20 protein-coding genes and 1 tRNA gene are annotated in these 14,808 nt (G+C 46.2%); 12 read left to right on the top strand and 9 right to left on the bottom strand.

Going from position 1 to position 14,808, the window contains the following annotated elements; translation table 11 throughout:
- Positions 1–2: 2 nt before the first annotated feature.
- Complete coding sequence (locus ACN28R_RS05475) at positions 3–1,517, top strand: PepSY-associated TM helix domain-containing protein (protein WP_095833836.1); 1,515 nt, start codon at positions 3–5, stop codon at positions 1,515–1,517.
- Between the two features lie 394 nt (positions 1,518–1,911).
- Here the strand turns inward: ACN28R_RS05475 and ACN28R_RS05470 are convergent, their stop codons facing one another.
- From ACN28R_RS05470 to ACN28R_RS05460, 3 genes are all read right to left on the bottom strand, one after another.
- Positions 1,912–2,178 (bottom strand): hypothetical protein, encoded by a 267-nt coding sequence (locus tag ACN28R_RS05470; RefSeq protein WP_095833835.1) that lies wholly within the window; start codon positions 2,176–2,178, stop codon positions 1,912–1,914.
- A 169-nt stretch (positions 2,179–2,347) separates the two neighbouring features.
- Positions 2,348–2,620 carry a hypothetical protein gene (locus ACN28R_RS05465; protein ID WP_095833834.1) on the bottom strand — a complete coding sequence of 91 codons (273 nt, stop codon included), beginning with the start codon at positions 2,618–2,620 and terminating at the stop codon, positions 2,348–2,350.
- 169 nt (positions 2,621–2,789) lie between these two features.
- On the bottom strand, positions 2,790–3,083 hold the full coding sequence (locus tag ACN28R_RS05460) for a hypothetical protein (protein ID WP_095833833.1): 294 nt from the start codon (positions 3,081–3,083) through the stop codon (positions 2,790–2,792).
- Positions 3,084–3,307: 224 nt separating this feature from the next.
- Here ACN28R_RS05460 and ACN28R_RS05455 point away from each other — a divergent pair, with 224 nt between their 5' ends.
- The 3 genes from ACN28R_RS05455 to ACN28R_RS05445 all read left to right on the top strand — a co-directional run bounded on the left by ACN28R_RS05455 (position 3,308) and on the right by ACN28R_RS05445 (position 4,506).
- On the top strand, positions 3,308–3,493 hold the full coding sequence (locus tag ACN28R_RS05455) for a GhoT/OrtT family toxin (RefSeq protein ID WP_072065876.1): 186 nt from the start codon (positions 3,308–3,310) through the stop codon (positions 3,491–3,493).
- 80 nt (positions 3,494–3,573) lie between these two features.
- Positions 3,574–4,086: a 2-thiouracil desulfurase family protein gene (locus ACN28R_RS05450; RefSeq protein WP_048638509.1), complete on the top strand. Its 513-nt coding sequence runs from the start codon at positions 3,574–3,576 to the stop codon at positions 4,084–4,086.
- A gap of 153 nt (positions 4,087–4,239) precedes the next feature.
- Positions 4,240–4,506 (top strand): DksA/TraR family C4-type zinc finger protein, encoded by a 267-nt coding sequence (locus ACN28R_RS05445; protein WP_048638508.1) that lies wholly within the window; start codon positions 4,240–4,242, stop codon positions 4,504–4,506.
- 47 nt (positions 4,507–4,553) lie between these two features.
- Here the strand turns inward: ACN28R_RS05445 and ACN28R_RS05440 are convergent, their stop codons facing one another.
- A complete protein-coding gene (locus tag ACN28R_RS05440) occupies positions 4,554–4,982 on the bottom strand; it encodes a universal stress protein (RefSeq protein ID WP_048638507.1) in 429 nt (142 codons plus the stop codon).
- Between the two features lie 304 nt (positions 4,983–5,286).
- Here ACN28R_RS05440 and ACN28R_RS05435 point away from each other — a divergent pair, with 304 nt between their 5' ends.
- The 3 genes from ACN28R_RS05435 (at position 5,287) to ACN28R_RS05425 (ending at position 7,462) form a co-directional block, all read left to right on the top strand.
- Complete coding sequence (locus tag ACN28R_RS05435; RefSeq protein ID WP_372490566.1) at positions 5,287–5,907, top strand: LysE family translocator; 621 nt, start codon at positions 5,287–5,289, stop codon at positions 5,905–5,907.
- A gap of 60 nt (positions 5,908–5,967) precedes the next feature.
- The gene (locus ACN28R_RS05430; RefSeq protein WP_095833832.1) at positions 5,968–6,600 is read left to right on the top strand and encodes a LysE family translocator; all 633 of its coding nucleotides are present in this window, start codon (positions 5,968–5,970) and stop codon (positions 6,598–6,600) included.
- Between the two features lie 475 nt (positions 6,601–7,075).
- Complete coding sequence (locus tag ACN28R_RS05425; RefSeq protein WP_048638505.1) at positions 7,076–7,462, top strand: hypothetical protein; 387 nt, start codon at positions 7,076–7,078, stop codon at positions 7,460–7,462.
- Between the two features lie 270 nt (positions 7,463–7,732).
- Here ACN28R_RS05425 and ACN28R_RS05420 read toward each other — a convergent pair whose 3' ends face one another.
- Together ACN28R_RS05420 and ACN28R_RS05415 are read right to left on the bottom strand one after the other, a co-directional pair.
- Complete coding sequence (locus tag ACN28R_RS05420) at positions 7,733–8,041, bottom strand: hypothetical protein (RefSeq protein ID WP_048638504.1); 309 nt, start codon at positions 8,039–8,041, stop codon at positions 7,733–7,735.
- Between the two features lie 352 nt (positions 8,042–8,393).
- Positions 8,394–8,481: transfer RNA gene (locus ACN28R_RS05415), tRNA-Ser, on the bottom strand.
- A gap of 225 nt (positions 8,482–8,706) precedes the next feature.
- Between ACN28R_RS05415 and yccA the strand changes: the two genes are divergently transcribed.
- Positions 8,707–9,366, top strand: coding sequence for an FtsH protease modulator YccA (gene yccA, locus ACN28R_RS05410; RefSeq protein ID WP_048638503.1), 660 nt, complete (start codon positions 8,707–8,709; stop codon positions 9,364–9,366).
- 108 nt (positions 9,367–9,474) lie between these two features.
- On the top strand, positions 9,475–9,804 hold the full coding sequence (gene tusE / locus ACN28R_RS05405; protein WP_048638502.1) for a sulfurtransferase TusE: 330 nt from the start codon (positions 9,475–9,477) through the stop codon (positions 9,802–9,804).
- Positions 9,805–9,807: 3 nt separating this feature from the next.
- Here the strand turns inward: tusE and yccX are convergent, their stop codons facing one another.
- The gene (gene yccX / locus ACN28R_RS05400) at positions 9,808–10,086 is read right to left on the bottom strand and encodes an acylphosphatase (protein ID WP_048638501.1); all 279 of its coding nucleotides are present in this window, start codon (positions 10,084–10,086) and stop codon (positions 9,808–9,810) included.
- A 221-nt stretch (positions 10,087–10,307) separates the two neighbouring features.
- On the opposite strand from yccX, the gene hspQ reads away from it, so the two are divergent.
- Complete coding sequence (hspQ, locus tag ACN28R_RS05395; protein WP_048638500.1) at positions 10,308–10,616, top strand: heat shock protein HspQ; 309 nt, start codon at positions 10,308–10,310, stop codon at positions 10,614–10,616.
- A gap of 67 nt (positions 10,617–10,683) precedes the next feature.
- On the opposite strand, the gene ACN28R_RS05390 is transcribed toward hspQ, so the two are convergent.
- The gene (locus ACN28R_RS05390) at positions 10,684–11,097 is read right to left on the bottom strand and encodes a CoA-binding protein (RefSeq protein WP_048639905.1); all 414 of its coding nucleotides are present in this window, start codon (positions 11,095–11,097) and stop codon (positions 10,684–10,686) included.
- Positions 11,098–11,328: 231 nt separating this feature from the next.
- On the opposite strand from ACN28R_RS05390, the gene ACN28R_RS05385 reads away from it, so the two are divergent.
- Together ACN28R_RS05385 and ACN28R_RS05380 are read left to right on the top strand one after the other, a co-directional pair.
- A complete protein-coding gene (locus tag ACN28R_RS05385; RefSeq protein ID WP_072065875.1) occupies positions 11,329–12,006 on the top strand; it encodes a DUF2057 family protein in 678 nt (225 codons plus the stop codon).
- A 151-nt stretch (positions 12,007–12,157) separates the two neighbouring features.
- Complete coding sequence (locus ACN28R_RS05380) at positions 12,158–12,616, top strand: methylglyoxal synthase (RefSeq protein ID WP_048638499.1); 459 nt, start codon at positions 12,158–12,160, stop codon at positions 12,614–12,616.
- Between the two features lie 70 nt (positions 12,617–12,686).
- Here ACN28R_RS05380 and helD read toward each other — a convergent pair whose 3' ends face one another.
- On the bottom strand, positions 12,687–14,741 hold the full coding sequence (helD, locus tag ACN28R_RS05375) for a DNA helicase IV (protein ID WP_095833831.1): 2,055 nt from the start codon (positions 14,739–14,741) through the stop codon (positions 12,687–12,689).
- Positions 14,742–14,808: the final 67 nt, after the last annotated feature.

Genomic DNA, 14,808 nt, shown 5'->3' with positions numbered 1-14,808 from the left:
TTATGCCGCATCTTAAAAATCAGGCATCATCAGCTTCTTCGCCTCAGGGAACATTACTGCCCGAGGCTCCGTTATCTCAAGGCGTGTCATCAGATACCGTATCGCCACGTGCCGCGATGCTTGCCCTATTGATTCGTCTTCATTTTTATATTGGTATTTTTGTTGGGCCGTTTATCTTCATTGCCGCACTCACAGGAACGCTATATGTGCTGACGCCGCAGATTGAAAACCGGCTTTACGCACATCAACTCTTTACCGAAAGTCATGGCGTTCCCCACTCACTGGAAGATCAAATTACCGTCGCCCAAGCGGCACTCGGGCATCAGCATGAGACCCGATTAGCCGCCATTCGACCTGCGTCCGGACAAGGTGAAACCACCAGAGTGATGTTTACCAGCCGCGAACTGGGACCGTCTGAAAACAGGGCTATTTTTATTGACCCCATATCACTGGAAATTCGCGGCGATGAAACGGTTTATGGCACTAGCGGGGTTCTGCCATTCCGCACCTGGCTTGATTACCTGCATCGGGGATTATTGCTTGGCGATATTGGGCGCAACTACAGTGAACTGGCCGCATCCTGGCTATGGATAGCCGCGTTGGGGGGATTACTTATCTGGGGGACGACCCGTCGTTCAACTCCACCCCACAAACGGCGACAAAACAAAACGAGCCGAACACCGGCGGGACAAAGGCGACGATTACGCTACTGGCATACAACCCTGGGCATATGTCTGATGGTTGGTATGTTGTTCTTTTCCGCAACCGGCCTAACCTGGTCACAGTGGGCCGGTAAAAATATCTCCGTGGTACGCAACCTGTTAGGCTGGCAAACACCCACGGTAAATACACAGCTCATCAACGAGCCGATGTCAGCCCATGAACATATGCACGCGGACGAGCACGCTGAGCATCACGCTTCGATGCCGGTCTCTCAACCGCTGGAGCGGGAACATTCACCGGAAATATTTGATCGGGTATTAGCCGCAGCCAGAAACGCGGGCATTGATGCACAGAAGATAGAGATAAGACCAGCCGGTAAAGCCAATCAGGCGTGGACGGTCGCTGAAATTGATCGCGCATGGCCAACACAGGTTGATGCCGTTTCAGTTAACCCCGCGACGCTAGAGATCGTCGACAAAACGGATTTTTCGACTTTCCCGCTGGCAGCCAAACTGACCCGTTGGGGAGTCGATGCGCATATGGGCGTTCTGTTCGGTTTACCCAATCAGCTAGTGCTGGCCGCCTTCGGACTTGGGCTGTGCGCACTCATTGTCTGGGGATACCGGATGTGGTGGATTCGGCGGCCAAAACATCAGGGCGGCCTCGATCCCGTTCAAACGCTAACCCGGGCGCTATTACAAATCCCGCTTGTCCCCAGACTACTACTGCTTGTCGTTACCGCCCTGCTGGCCGTCTGTTTACCGGTTATGGGCATCAGCCTAGTGCTATTCATGTTGATTGATGTCATTCGCTGGCGTTTAAATCGCGCGACTGCGCCAACGACTATTTCCTAAGCACGTCAGAGATCTCTCATCATATCCAGCCCCAAACCGCCATTGAAGAGAGCAATGGCGGTCATCAACGCAAAGAGGAGCTACCCACTTATTTCTCATCGGTCCAAAGTGGTATCAACGCCTCGGCAATAATCTTTATATCGCCTTCAATTATATTTCACCCTTTATATATTTGTTTAAGCGATCGGTTTTTCATTATTCATTCATTTATAATGATAACCGGAGGTAACTAATAAAAAAACAAACCTCAGAGTTTGAATTCATGAGCAATTAAAAACATGATATTTGAACCGAAAACTTCACGTATAACATACGCATTAAAGGGTGAGTTTTATTAAAAAAAGCAGTAAAGGGCATAATTCCTTATGCCCTTTACTGCTTATATCAATTTATATCAAGCTATTAAGATACGATATGTTGCTTTCCAGTGAGATTCACATTCCATACGGGCATTGGGGATATAATGCGATTTCATATGCCAGTGTGGATTATCAATGACCCAGGTGACAACCGTCACATCATCAAGTAAAACGGTTTTCTGAACGTATATAACAGCAAAATACCCACCTTGATGGTCACTCTTGTAGATCTCGTACCGATGACAACCGATGCCGTCATCTTGTACAAAAATCAGTGTTTCTTTAAGAGTTCCCATTAACATAATTGCCTCCACGAATGATGTGAATAGCATTTATCGGCAAAAAACGGAGGAACCTTACTGAATTATATCGCAAATCTTGATTTTAGTTATCGAAGAGCAGCATTGCTATATCACAACGAGTAACAGCATGGGCGTTATGGTATAGCATGCCTGATAAAATACGCGGAGATTACTTTTTCTTTGAGGAGCCTTTAGCTTTAAGTAACGCTCTGATTTTTTTGATTTCTTTTGGTGTTAGCTGCGTTTCTTCTTCCTCTTTGATGCCTTGATTATCTACCACTTCCGTTGAAGATGAGTACGATTTTTCACCATCATCAAAGCTTAGTAGCAACCTTGCACTCACCTCAGCACTAATCGAAACACCGTTTTCCAATGCTGCAGCTTTAATCTTTTCCTTCAGATCCAATGGGATCTTCAGTGACAGGCTAGATATCTCACTCATTTTATTACCTTTCTCGTGGGATAAAACAACAAACTATGATAGTCCTTAAACAATGTCCATACTGAAATAAAAATTTAATATTTCTGTCATATTCTGACCAAATGATTAATCTGCTAATCATTTTCCACTAAGCACATTAATAGTTTATTTCCTCTCCTAAGAAATACAACTAGCGCTCCTTTTGCTGCCTCCATTCAGCCATCATTTGTGTCGAAATTTCGTTTTTATAGCAAATTGGCGCATAGCCTCCAGCCCGACTCCATGCGCTGCGTTTACCACACTGACTCCCGTTACGAGCAACATTATAAGGACAAGGACAGCGGCCCGGATAAGAAGAAATTGATTCTTGAATAATCAGTTCTTTGACCTGCTCATCAGAAATCTTATGTGGCTGCGCCATAGTATGAATTGGCGAACAAAACAGGATGATAGCCAAGGCCACTGGCCCGAGCGCCATTTTCATAAAAATGCTCCTGTGAAATCAAAAAACCATCTCACTGTAGTTCAGAATAAGTTCGTTAGCCGATAGATGTAGATAACGCCTTGGCTTGATGCGTCAATCCCCATCGGCCTGGTAAGTGGAACACCAGACTAAAGACGCAATTATGGAATCAATGGGTTAAAAAATTGATCATAAAATATTAACGGCATAGAATGCAGACGCATCAGGAATAAAAGGACACAAACGTGCCACACCAGACCTTGTGGGAATCAATTAAGCTCATTTACTTCATCGGTTTCGCTATTTCACTATTCGTCACCTTCCTGCTAAGCAGAGACAACTCCCTGCTTATTAGGATCCTGACATCGTTGTTAATAGGACTAACCTGGCCGTTAAGTTTTCCTGTCGTTTTACTTTTTTCTATTTTTTAGTAAGTCCAATCCATGCTGAAGAGTACTTGCGCTTGCAATCAACCCAGCTATGATAACTATATTTACGCAATATCCCGCCCATGAATAAAATCCTGATTAGCGCCTGCCTGTCTGGCTTCCCTGTCCGTTATAACGGCTCTGCGAAAAAATCTGTCGAGGCGTATCTTGCGCAGTGGCGAAAGCAGTCCCGCCTGGTAACGTTTTGTCCCGAACTGGCCGCCGGATTCGCCACCCCTCGCCCTTCCGCGGAAATTATTCCCACGCGGGACGGAAACGCGGTAATCGCACAAGGCGCCAGAGTAATGGAAGCGAGCGGCGAGGATGTCACTGAACGCTATATTTTAGGTGCCTGGTTAACCTTGCAAATGGCTGAACAGCATGGATGCCGCTTTGCGTTACTGACGGAAGGAAGCCCATCTTGCGGCAGCAACGTGATATACAGCGGAAAGTTTGACGGTACGCAAACGCCAGGAAATGGCGTGACGGCGGAACTGCTGAAAGCACACGGCATAGAAGTGTTTTCAGATAGAAACATCGACCAGTTGATTGCGCGCGTTGAATATACCGATCGCTACGACAGTGAATCTGGCTGACGCCAACAGATCCTGAATGCTATTCCGACGCAATGCGCATCGCATTGGCAGCATTTGTGTTTGCTTTTATCAAGCTCATTGCCGTATTTATTCTTGAATCGTACCAAATCCCCCCAATACTAAGAAAAGGTCCACTATTTTCTGGAGGTAATCATGGCTAGTGGCTGGTCAAATGATGGAGCCGTTCAGGATCAAATCGATGCTACCGTGGATGATGCCATCGCACATGCCCGTAGCCAGCTCAATAACGGGGAAAGTGCGCGCTACTGTGATGAATGCGGCGTCCAAATTCCCGAGGCCCGTCGTAAAGCCTTGCCCGGAGTGCGATATTGTATCGAATGTCAGGAAGAGCTTGATAAGAAAAATATCCTCAACAGCGGCTATAACCGCCGCGGCAGCAAGGATAGTCAGTTAAGGTGAAACAGCGGCTTATTTCACACGACAGGAATAAGCCGGATAATATCAAACTAACGAACGACCAATACCGATGTTTTAGCATGCCGGACAATCGCGGCGGCATTCGATCCAAGCAAGTAGGTTTTTACATCCGGCCGGCGAGAACCCACGACGATCAGATCGGCATTGATTTCTTCCGCCAGTTGCAGAACTTCGTCACGCGGCGTACCGAAACTCACGCTGAATGACAGACGAGAAGCAGGAAGATCGATCGTTTTAATGAGATCTTTCAGCTTCTCGTTAGCTTCAACAACGGCTTCATTCTCAAACTCTTTTATGCCGAAAGAATAAGCGGACAAAAACGCCGAAGCATCCGGCAGCGCATGAAAAAGATGCACCGTGGCATCGGACGCTTTTGCCAGTTTTACCACATGGATTAGTGCGTTTTTGGTTAATTCATCTTCTTCAATATCAACAGGCACTAAAATAGTTTTATACATGACAGCCTCTTTCTTTGTGAACCGTTCATAGAAAAAGACTAGCTCGCCTTGCCATTCAGTACCATGATCTCGTTCACTTTTATTGAGTATGCGTGATTGCCGTTGAATATTGCCTCAATCCGCCGGACATTCCGTCACTATTTCCTGTGTGCTTTACACATCTATCGTGTTGCCAGGAGTGATGAAATCGCATCAATCCATCTGGAATGGGTTCCCAAAACGGCGAGCCCAATATATTCTGATGATAGATCTACAAAATTTGTACACCAGCAAACGTCTTAACCTCCAAACAAGGTGGCTTGATGTGGAAAGTATGGTACTGACTATTTTAACCATATCAGGAGCAATTCTCCTGGGTGCAATGAGTCCGGGACAAAGCTTTATCTTAGTCGCCAGAACAGCGGTGGCCTCATCACGTAAGGCCGCCATGGGTTCAGCTCTCGGTATGGGAGCAGGATGCCTGATTTTCGCCGCTATCGCGTTACTGGGTTTCCATTCAGTTTTGACATTGGTTCCATGGCTGTACACGATTTTAAAAACGGCTGGCGGCCTCTATCTGATTTGGCTGGCAATAAAAATGTTTCGTCGGGCTGGGACGCCATTGACCGTTGATACGTCACTCGCCGCAGAAATGAGTTTCGGGAAAGCATTTATTACCGGATTGCTTACCCAGTTGAGTAACCCGAATACCGCGATAGTTTTCGGCAGCATTTTTGCCGCGGTATTGAGCCATAAAATCCCCGTATTCCTATACATTGCACTCCCCATCATCGCATTTCTGATTGACTTGCTATGGTATGGATTTGTTGCCTATGTACTTTCAGCCAACAAACCACGCCACATTTATCTAAGTTATAAAGCATCGTTGGATCGAATGAGCGGATGTGTGATGGGCATTCTCGGTTTTCGTCTTATCGTTCGCTAATCCAAGGAGATATTGTTATATGTTTCCCCTATCTATTCTATACACATGTGAGGTTCCTTGATGCCTGATACTGCCAATTATGTCGCTTTTGCCCTTATCGCTTTAGGTATGGTGCTGGTTCCGGGACCGAACATGATCTACCTGATTTCTCGTTCCATCTGCCAAGGTCGGATTGCCGGACTGATTTCTCTGGGCGGCGTTGCCCTGGGCTTCATCTTTTATATGCTTTGCGCGGCTTTTGGTCTTACCGCATTGGTGATGGCCGTCCCCTACGCCTATGACACTATTCGTTTTGCTGGCGCAATTTACCTGTTATGGCTGGCCTGGCAGGCGCTTCGTCCCGGCGGCAATGCAACGTTTCAAGTGCGGGATTTACCTAAAGACAGCCCGCGCAAATTATTTCTCATGGGGTTATTCACCAATCTGCTGAATCCGAAAGCCGCCGTACTCTACCTTTCGCTTTTGCCACAGTTTATTGATCCGGCTAAGGGCAGCGTTTTTGTGCAATTTGCCACACTGGGGATTACCCAGATTACCATCAGCGTATTCGTTAATGCGCTGATAGCCATCATGGCGGGTTCTATCGCATGTTTTCTTACGCATCATCCCAGATGGGGAATATTCCAGCGCTGGGTAATGGGGAGCGTACTGGCATTGCTGGCGGTCAGAATGGCAACGGAATCCCGGCGTTGAGCGTCGTCGGCTTTTAGGGTCTGGAGCGAGCATATATTGCTGTTGTTCTACAAGGCTAAGATTAGGATCATTTAATACATTTTCTTCTTTAAGCCAAATATCGTAGTCAGTTTCGGATTGCGGTGCATGGGCTTTAGATGAGTGATGAAGATCAGGTAGCTCAGTAGTCGCCGGCGTAAACGCTCCAGAACACTTTCCATCGCCTGAACATTTGAGATAAACCAACAAACAGACGAACAAGAAGAAGAAAATGTTCATGCTGCGTTGTAGCCATCAAGCATGTGTCCATGACTCGCGCCAAATAAAGATACGCTATAAAATCTCACGAAATATACAATCAGAAACGATGAGCGGGTAACAACCCTGCTTTTCCCTACGGCTAAATATTAGCGCTTAAATAATAAAACTGGTCTGGATCTGTAAAATTAATTCTGATAAATTAACTATGTTTAAAGTTGTAACATAATGTTAATAATTGGAGGCTAAACTGTTTATATATACCATTATTATATTAACAATCATGTTTTATGTTGTTTTTATAATATACAGAAAAAACAAACAAAAAAGGGAAAGAAACCGGCTCGTTGAGCCTCTGGTCTTATTTTTTGAAGAAAGGCACAGAGAGCTTGATGCTGGAAAACTTAACTTGGCGGAAAAGGTTCAATTCAGTGTGATTAAAAACGCCATCATCTGTCTAGATCAGAATGAAAAAGAAGAGTTCCGTAAACATTTAAAATCATATAGGGAAATCAAAGAACGTCTAATAGATAAAAAATACTCCGAAAGTGAAAAGACGTTATTACTCAAACGAGCAAAAAATCATATTGAAGATATATTAAAGGCGATACATATTCAGCTATAAATACGTATGACCGATAATAATAACAACACCCAATTATATTTTATTTACCATATTAGTTAATACTCTGTTCCAAGCATTCACAGATTAGCAACACGCCAGATACTGTTTTAGTGCACTCAGAGGATTTGTTGAATAAATCAGATTACAGTTCAGCCTCTTCTTTATCGCAAAGCCATCTCTCAGGCAATGCGTACACTTTCCGGTACCTCTTCCCACATAGAGAAATCCAGATTTTCTCATTTGAGTAGCGGGCTCATTTTCTGTTCCTGCCTAATCTATAATAGGGTGTTTCCCCTTATCGGGTTCCCAGCTTCCACCGCTACCGTGGTAAGTTTCAGCTCCCAGCGTAAATCGTTGTCCACAACGGTTACAGACGAACTGGTAAGCGACGATATCGCCCCAGCACATCGTTTTCGCACATTCTTCAAAACTAAATTGATTCCAATCTGGATCAGCCTTTATTTCCGTAATTGTGCCATCTTGCACATTTTGAGCGGCTATTCGGATGGCTTTGCGCAAGTCATTGGGTGTACGGATCACATATTTAACGCAAAGGTCAGCGCAGGATTCACAACTCATGGCTTACATGTCTCCATCAAGCAGAACATCTATGTAGCAACATGATACCGATTATTATGTGAATTTAGGCGTTTTTACCAAGCATAAGTCATCATCTTGGTATGTTAAATCGCATCATCAACAAGTTAATGACTTAACTAGAAGAAAGCATGGGGCAATTCAGAGAATAGAGACAAACAGCTTTTCAGCAGGCATAAAACAGGGAGCCAAGTACTGGTCTACGACTGAAAAGCAAGATCGCGCCAACACTTGATAAAGAATAATTATTCATTTCAGACAAGAGGTAACTCCAAGTGTGTACTCCAAATCACCAAAAAAAACGGGCTAGCCTAAGCTAACCCGTTGAATTGGTTGGCGGAGGAGTAGAGATTCGAACTCTAGAACGCTTTCGCGTCGCCGGTTTTCAAGACCGGTGCCTTCAACCACTCGGCCACTCCTCCGCAATGACGCGCACTATAAACAGAGAGTTGAGCCTTGTAAAGCATCATTGTGTTCAATTGCCTGAAAAATAGCCTCTTATGATTCAGATGAGCGCAAAAACGCCATAATGTTCATAAATATATCAACTTACCGCGTAAAGAAGGGTAAAACGCCTTTAATAACGTGTGGTAACTATTTACTCTTTGATGTTGGATAATGGCCCCCTGAAAGAGAGAGTCGCTAATATGGATCGTATTATTGTTTCGTCAACTCGCGAAAGCTCGTTGCTTAGCACCCATAAGGTATTACGTAATACCTATTTCCTGCTATCGCTGACATTAGGATTTTCCGCTGTCACAGCAACCGCCAGCATGGCATTGAATCTGCCTGCGCCCGGCCTGCTCTTAATGCTGGTCGGTTTTTATGGTCTGATGTTCCTGACTCACAAGTTGGCAAATAGCCCTGCGGGTATTCTGGCCGCCTTTGCGCTGACGGGATTTATGGGATACACGCTGGGTCCGCTATTGAGTATGCTGATATCAGCCGGTTCCGGCGACATCATTATGCTTGCATTGGGCGGTACGGCGCTGGTGTTCTTCTGCTGTTCGGCCTATGTGCTAACTACCCGTAAGGACATGTCTTTCCTGTCTGGCATGCTGATGGCTGGCTTTGTCGTACTGGTAGTCGCCGTGATCGCGAACCTGTTCCTGCAGATCCCGGCGCTGCATTTAGCCATTAGCGCACTGTTTATTCTATTTTCCGCCGGTGCGATTCTTTGGGAAACCAGTAACATCATCCACGGTGGTGAAACCAACTATATTCGGGCGACAGTCAGCCTCTACGTTTCGATTTATAACGTTTTCGTCAGCCTGTTAAGCATTTTGGGCATTATGCGTAACGATTGATTATCGCCAATGAATGATGAGAGCCCCGCCCCGCGGGGCTTTTGTTTTGTTCTTAGCGAAAGAAATTTTTGTTAAACTGGCGCGATGTCGCACTACGCCCGAGGAAATATGTTGGAGTTTGAAGGCCGAATCATTGAAACGGATGCTCAGGGATACCTGATGAACAGCACTGACTGGAACGAGGCTTTAGCTTCGGTATTAGCTGAACAGGAAGGTATCTCGCTTACAGATGCGCACTGGGAAGTGGTCCGGTTTGTTCGGGCATTTTATGTAGAGTTTAATACATCGCCCGCCATTCGCATGTTGGTCAAAGCGATGGCGCAAAAGTATGGTGAAGAAAAGGGCAATAGCCGCTATCTGTATCGATTATTCCCCAAAGGCCCGGCGAAACAAGCGACCAAAATTGCTGGTTTGCCCAAGCCAGTCAAATGCATATAGACGTTAATAGCGAATGTTGAAACCTTTATAATCCGCTTTGCCATGTGGCTCAGTGAGGACCTTTTCCACCCTGGCACTACGTGGCCCCCCTTGTTTCAACCACTCAACCAACAGTTCAACAGCCTGATGCTCGCCACTGGCGATAACTTCTACGCTGCCATCGTCACTGTTGCGCACATAACCGTTAACACCTAGCTGCTTGGCCCGGTGCTGCGTGCTATAACGGAAGCCAACGCCTTGAACCATCCCATAAACATAGGCAGCTACGGATACTGTCGGCATCTCCCCTCTCCTATTTTCTTTTAATCATTATCGGCCTTTGTCTATATGAAGCGGCCAGCTATTCATCCGATGGTATCGGCCTAAAAATGACACATACTAATATCATAGTATTCAACCGAAGCATTCTGTGCAAAAAATAAGCTTGCGCACTGTTCGCACCACTTGAAAAAACTGAAAGCTCACCCCATTTAGAGAGTGTTGTAGATTTCTCAGGAGATTATATGATCATCTGTAAATTTGGAATCGGGCAGCAGATTCGTCATAAACTTCTGGGGTATCCGGGTGTCGTTATCGATATCGATCCCGAATATTCATTAGAAGCACCCAAGTGGGAAGAACTAAACGCTCACGATACGCTGCGAACCGCCCCCTGGTATCATGTCGTAATGGAAGATGATGAAGGGCAACCTATTCATACATATCTGGCAGAAGCCCAACTGATGAAAGAAGAACCATATCAGGACGAGCATCCCTCATTAGAGGAATTGTCAAAGGTCATTCAACGCCGGGCGCCCCAGCTGCGCCATTGATTCATATATAGACTGATCCATCAACATTTACCGGTTGTGGCGTTAAAACCGGTAAATGCGATCGGCTCTATTTTTCTAATCCCAGACGTGGAATTTCAATTTTAGGACAGCGATCCATCACAACTTGCAGTCCCGCATTGCGAGCCAGAGCGGCAGCTTGCTCATTAACGACGCCGAGTTGCAACCACAATACTTTAGCGCCGATGTCGATTGCCTCTTTAGCAATATCGTAAGCCGCGTCTGGCTGACGAAATACATCAACCATATCAATATGTTGTGGGATATCATTCAAGCTGGCGTAAACTTTTTGTCCTTGTAAAGTTTGCCCTGCTAATTTAGGACTAACGGGTATCACTTCATAACCCTGCTCAAGCAAATAAGCCATTACGCCATAACTTGGCCGCATCGGTTTTTCGCTAGCCCCCACAAGTGCAATGGTTTTTACTGTTTTAAGTACGGATTCAATATCGCTGTCTTTCATCATGGTCAGTACCTTTTACGTTACGCTCTACGAAGTATCGTACACTTTTCAATAAAGGTGGGAATTATCATATTGATTTAAAATATTTTATAACGGAAAAACAAGAATTTAAGCGGGAGAGATTTCGTTACAATCATCATAAATAATAACGCCATGTTGCAAATTGAAATCTTTGACACATTCCGATAATTGCTCAACAATACTCGAATAAATAGACTTTTGGGGATATTAATGAAATTAGGCCTTGCCATTGCGTGCCTTTTCATTTCAGGTATATGCATGCCAGCCATCGCAACCACGCTGAAATTAGATCAGAACATCGATCTTATTGTGGTGGACGGGCAGAAAGTATCCAGTTCGCTTTTAAAAGGCGCGGATAGCCTTGAGCTTGACAACGGACAACATCAAATTCTTTTTAAAGTAGTGAAAATCGCCGGTGCGGCAACAGGCAATTCCCAGATAACCTACACGTCCCCTGCTCTGATTGCGACATTCGACGCCCAAAACCTTGAGTCCGTTTCGTTTAAATTTCCGTCGTTGGAAACAAGTCAGGAACGTAAAAAATTTGATCAACAACCCAATTACCAGTTGATAGATGGACGTCATCAAATCATTCCCACTCGCTTCGACATATTGAACATTACCGACGACGAGTTGGCTCATAATGTAGAAAAAAAGATATCTGAATATAACTCGGCAAATCATAAAGCGTCTGTCGCGCGCTTTGCGACAATCCCCTCGGCCGTAAAAACTGGTCAACCAGAAGGTTGGCCGATGACGGACACGCTAGACGACGACCCAACTCCCTCCAGCACGTTATTTGCAATTATGCGGTATTGGTTTCAAAAGGCTGATAAAGAAACCCAACAACGATTTCTTCACTGGGTGCATGAAAAAGATACACACTGAGTCACTAACACGGTGATTCTACGAGTAATGACATGAGATTTTTGGCGGGCGCTCTCATTTTTTCTTTTTATCACTTTGCAGTGAAACAGGGTTTCCGTAATCTGTTTTTCACCACACCGACAGCTATACCCTACCGATGAAGGACGTAACCATGGAGTACACCACCCGCACTATCGCCGCACATAAACATATTGCCCTGGTCGCGCATGACCACTGCAAGCAATCACTGTTGAATTGGGTCGAAACCAATAAGGCGGTGCTTGCCGAACATAAGCTTTATGCCACAGGTACAACCGGTAATTTGATTCAGATGAATACCGGCCTTCCTGTCAAGAGCATGCTGAGCGGACCAATGGGCGGCGATCAACAGGTTGGTGCGTTGATCTCTGAAGGGAAAATAGATTTGATGATTTTCTTTTGGGATCCCCTTAACGCCGTGCCGCACGATCCGGATGTTAAAGCATTGCTGCGGCTGGCCACCGTCTGGAATATTCCGGTGGCGACGAACCGCTCAACAGCCGACTTCCTGATTAATTCCGAACTGTTTAGACACCCTGTCGAAATAGCCATCCCTGATTATCAACGTTATCTTAAAGATCGTTTAAAGTAACCGCATTCGCACATTTATGTGTGTCGCAACAGGCCGACGCGACACCGTCAGCCTGTTGAGCATGTTTCCATCAAGGTTTACGCTGTGATGGCACGCCTAGCTTACGTAACTGTTCGATAAAGAGTGACGGGTTTTTACTATCCTGCAATAACCACACCCGGTGCTTGGCCCTGGTCAATGCGACATATAGCAAACGCCGCTCTTCCGCGTCGGGAAAATCTTCTGGCGCGGGTAAAAGCACCTGTTCAAGAACGGACTCTCGTGCCGGCGCAGGGAATCCGTCTTTTCCGTCATACATGCCGACAATAATGACATATTCGGCCTGCTGGCCTTTGCTGGCATGAACCGTCATAAAGTCGATATGCAGATTCGGCCATTTTGTCGTGGCTTTCTGCAGCACCGTAGGGCGTAGATGATGATAGCGGGCCAGCACCAGAATACGTTCATCCGGCTTAACGAAGCCGCTTAATTTGTCCAGCAAAGGCTCCAATTGTTCCTGTGGAAGGATCGTTACTGCTTTTTTATCCCCTTTACTCAAGCTATTAAGCGGTTTTTTGAGTTGATGGGGATTCTGCTGAATGAACTGATTGGCAACTTCGCCAATGCGTTCATTAAATCGATAGGTCGTATCCAGCGCACACTGCTCGCTGACGCCAAAATTTTGTTCAAAAGCCGTTGTCAGCGACAGCTCTGCTCCGCTGAAGCGATAAATGGCCTGCCAGTCATCACCGACCGCGAATAAGCATGTCCTGCTGTTTTGCCTGCGTAAAGCAGACAGCAAGGCCGCACGCTGAGGCGAAATATCCTGAAATTCATCCACCAGGATATGCTTCCACGGACTGATAAAACGTCCTTTATCCAACAAATTTACCGCCTGATGGATCAGGCCGGAAAAATCCACCGCATTCTCATCTTTCAATGCTTTCTTCCAGGCTTTCAACAACGGCGCCATTAGCCGGATTCGCTGCTGGAATAACGGGCGGATATCATCCGACGCCTGTTCCACCATTTCACTCTGGCTGCCGCCATGCATGCGCATTAGCCCAACCCAGCGCTCCAGACGCCCGGCCAAACGTTCGGCCAAAGCCTGATCGCGCCAGAAATCGCCGTCGGGGAGAGTCCACCCTAGTTCGTCCGTCAGCCATTGACGCCAACCTTTGGCCTGCGCCTTTTTCTCCGAGCATTGCTGTTGCCAATTTCGTATCAGCAGTTCACGACGTTTTTTACCATCGCTTTCCAACTGGCTGATCATCGGCGCTTTACGGCTGGATTGCTCAATGATGTGCAGCGCCAAGGCATGGAAGGTTTTCGCCTGGATATCTTTCGTGTGTAACCGGGCTTGAATACGTTCATTCATCTCCTCCGCCGCTTTTCGTCCAAAGGCCAGCAGCAGAATCTGTTCTGGAATAGCCTCCCTGCGATGCATTAACCAAGCGGCGCGAGCCACCAAGACTGACGTTTTACCGCTGCCGGCCCCGGCCAGCACCAATACCGCCTCTTCTCCATTCATTACCGCTTTACATTGCGCGATATTCAATGCCGTCGTTTCTACCGACTGAAAGAAATCCTGCTGCGCCGCCAGCGTTCGTTCCATCCATTTCTGATTGCATTCGGTACGCTGCTTGGCGCCGCGCTCAAGCCACTGTTGACAAAGCTGGTAGTTATCCCGGCAAATCGCAAATTCATCAAGCCGGGCGATAGGCAACGGAAGCGACGCCAGCGTATTGCAAATATTCTCCTGCAATTGCACCAATGCCTTACGGTCAAACCAGTTATCCTGCTGCTCCAGCGTATGAATTTCGTCCGCCTGTTTTTGCAATACCTCCGCGCTCACCAGGCTCATCTCCTCGCTCCAGGATTGCCAGGAGTTGAGTAAATAACGGTAAAAGGCTTGTGTTTCCTGCCACTCGGTACCATGTAAACGCACAACTTTGTCTGCCGGGAGCTCAAACTCCAGCTCTCCCCATACCAGCCCTCTTTTACAATGAATATTCAAAAGCTGGTTGAACGGGATAATGTATTCATGTTTATCGCCACTCACTTCGACGCCCGCGTTAAGCAGCCGCACCCGGTTATAGGGGTGCTGCGCCAAATGTTTACCTAACGATGTTGATTTAAGCTCCATTATATTTGCGCCATGAATATTGTGAGATTTTGATCGCCCATTATCGTAGTTTACCTGTTATCTGCAT

The sequence above is a fragment of the Brenneria goodwinii genome (genome assembly GCF_002291445.1).
Classification (GTDB): domain Bacteria; phylum Pseudomonadota; class Gammaproteobacteria; order Enterobacterales; family Enterobacteriaceae; genus Brenneria; species Brenneria goodwinii.
This window is presented reverse-complemented; position numbering and strand designations above follow the sequence as displayed.

Coding starts and splice junctions, on each gene's coding strand:
- ACN28R_RS05475 (WP_095833836.1), top strand. CDS start 3: ATGCCGCATCTTAAAAATCAGGCATCATCAGCTTCTTCGCCTCAGGGA.
- ACN28R_RS05470 (WP_095833835.1), bottom strand. CDS start 2,178: ATGTTAATGGGAACTCTTAAAGAAACACTGATTTTTGTACAAGATGAC.
- ACN28R_RS05465 (WP_095833834.1), bottom strand. CDS start 2,620: ATGAGTGAGATATCTAGCCTGTCACTGAAGATCCCATTGGATCTGAAG.
- ACN28R_RS05460 (WP_095833833.1), bottom strand. CDS start 3,083: ATGAAAATGGCGCTCGGGCCAGTGGCCTTGGCTATCATCCTGTTTTGT.
- ACN28R_RS05450 (WP_048638509.1), top strand. CDS start 3,574: ATGAATAAAATCCTGATTAGCGCCTGCCTGTCTGGCTTCCCTGTCCGT.
- ACN28R_RS05445 (WP_048638508.1), top strand. CDS start 4,240: ATGGCTAGTGGCTGGTCAAATGATGGAGCCGTTCAGGATCAAATCGAT.
- ACN28R_RS05440 (WP_048638507.1), bottom strand. CDS start 4,982: ATGTATAAAACTATTTTAGTGCCTGTTGATATTGAAGAAGATGAATTA.
- ACN28R_RS05430 (WP_095833832.1), top strand. CDS start 5,968: ATGCCTGATACTGCCAATTATGTCGCTTTTGCCCTTATCGCTTTAGGT.
- ACN28R_RS05420 (WP_048638504.1), bottom strand. CDS start 8,041: ATGAGTTGTGAATCCTGCGCTGACCTTTGCGTTAAATATGTGATCCGT.
- yccA (WP_048638503.1), top strand. CDS start 8,707: ATGGATCGTATTATTGTTTCGTCAACTCGCGAAAGCTCGTTGCTTAGC.
- tusE (WP_048638502.1), top strand. CDS start 9,475: ATGTTGGAGTTTGAAGGCCGAATCATTGAAACGGATGCTCAGGGATAC.
- yccX (WP_048638501.1), bottom strand. CDS start 10,086: ATGCCGACAGTATCCGTAGCTGCCTATGTTTATGGGATGGTTCAAGGC.
- hspQ (WP_048638500.1), top strand. CDS start 10,308: ATGATCATCTGTAAATTTGGAATCGGGCAGCAGATTCGTCATAAACTT.
- ACN28R_RS05390 (WP_048639905.1), bottom strand. CDS start 11,097: ATGAAAGACAGCGATATTGAATCCGTACTTAAAACAGTAAAAACCATT.
- ACN28R_RS05385 (WP_072065875.1), top strand. CDS start 11,329: ATGAAATTAGGCCTTGCCATTGCGTGCCTTTTCATTTCAGGTATATGC.
- ACN28R_RS05380 (WP_048638499.1), top strand. CDS start 12,158: ATGGAGTACACCACCCGCACTATCGCCGCACATAAACATATTGCCCTG.
- helD (WP_095833831.1), bottom strand. CDS start 14,741: ATGGAGCTTAAATCAACATCGTTAGGTAAACATTTGGCGCAGCACCCC.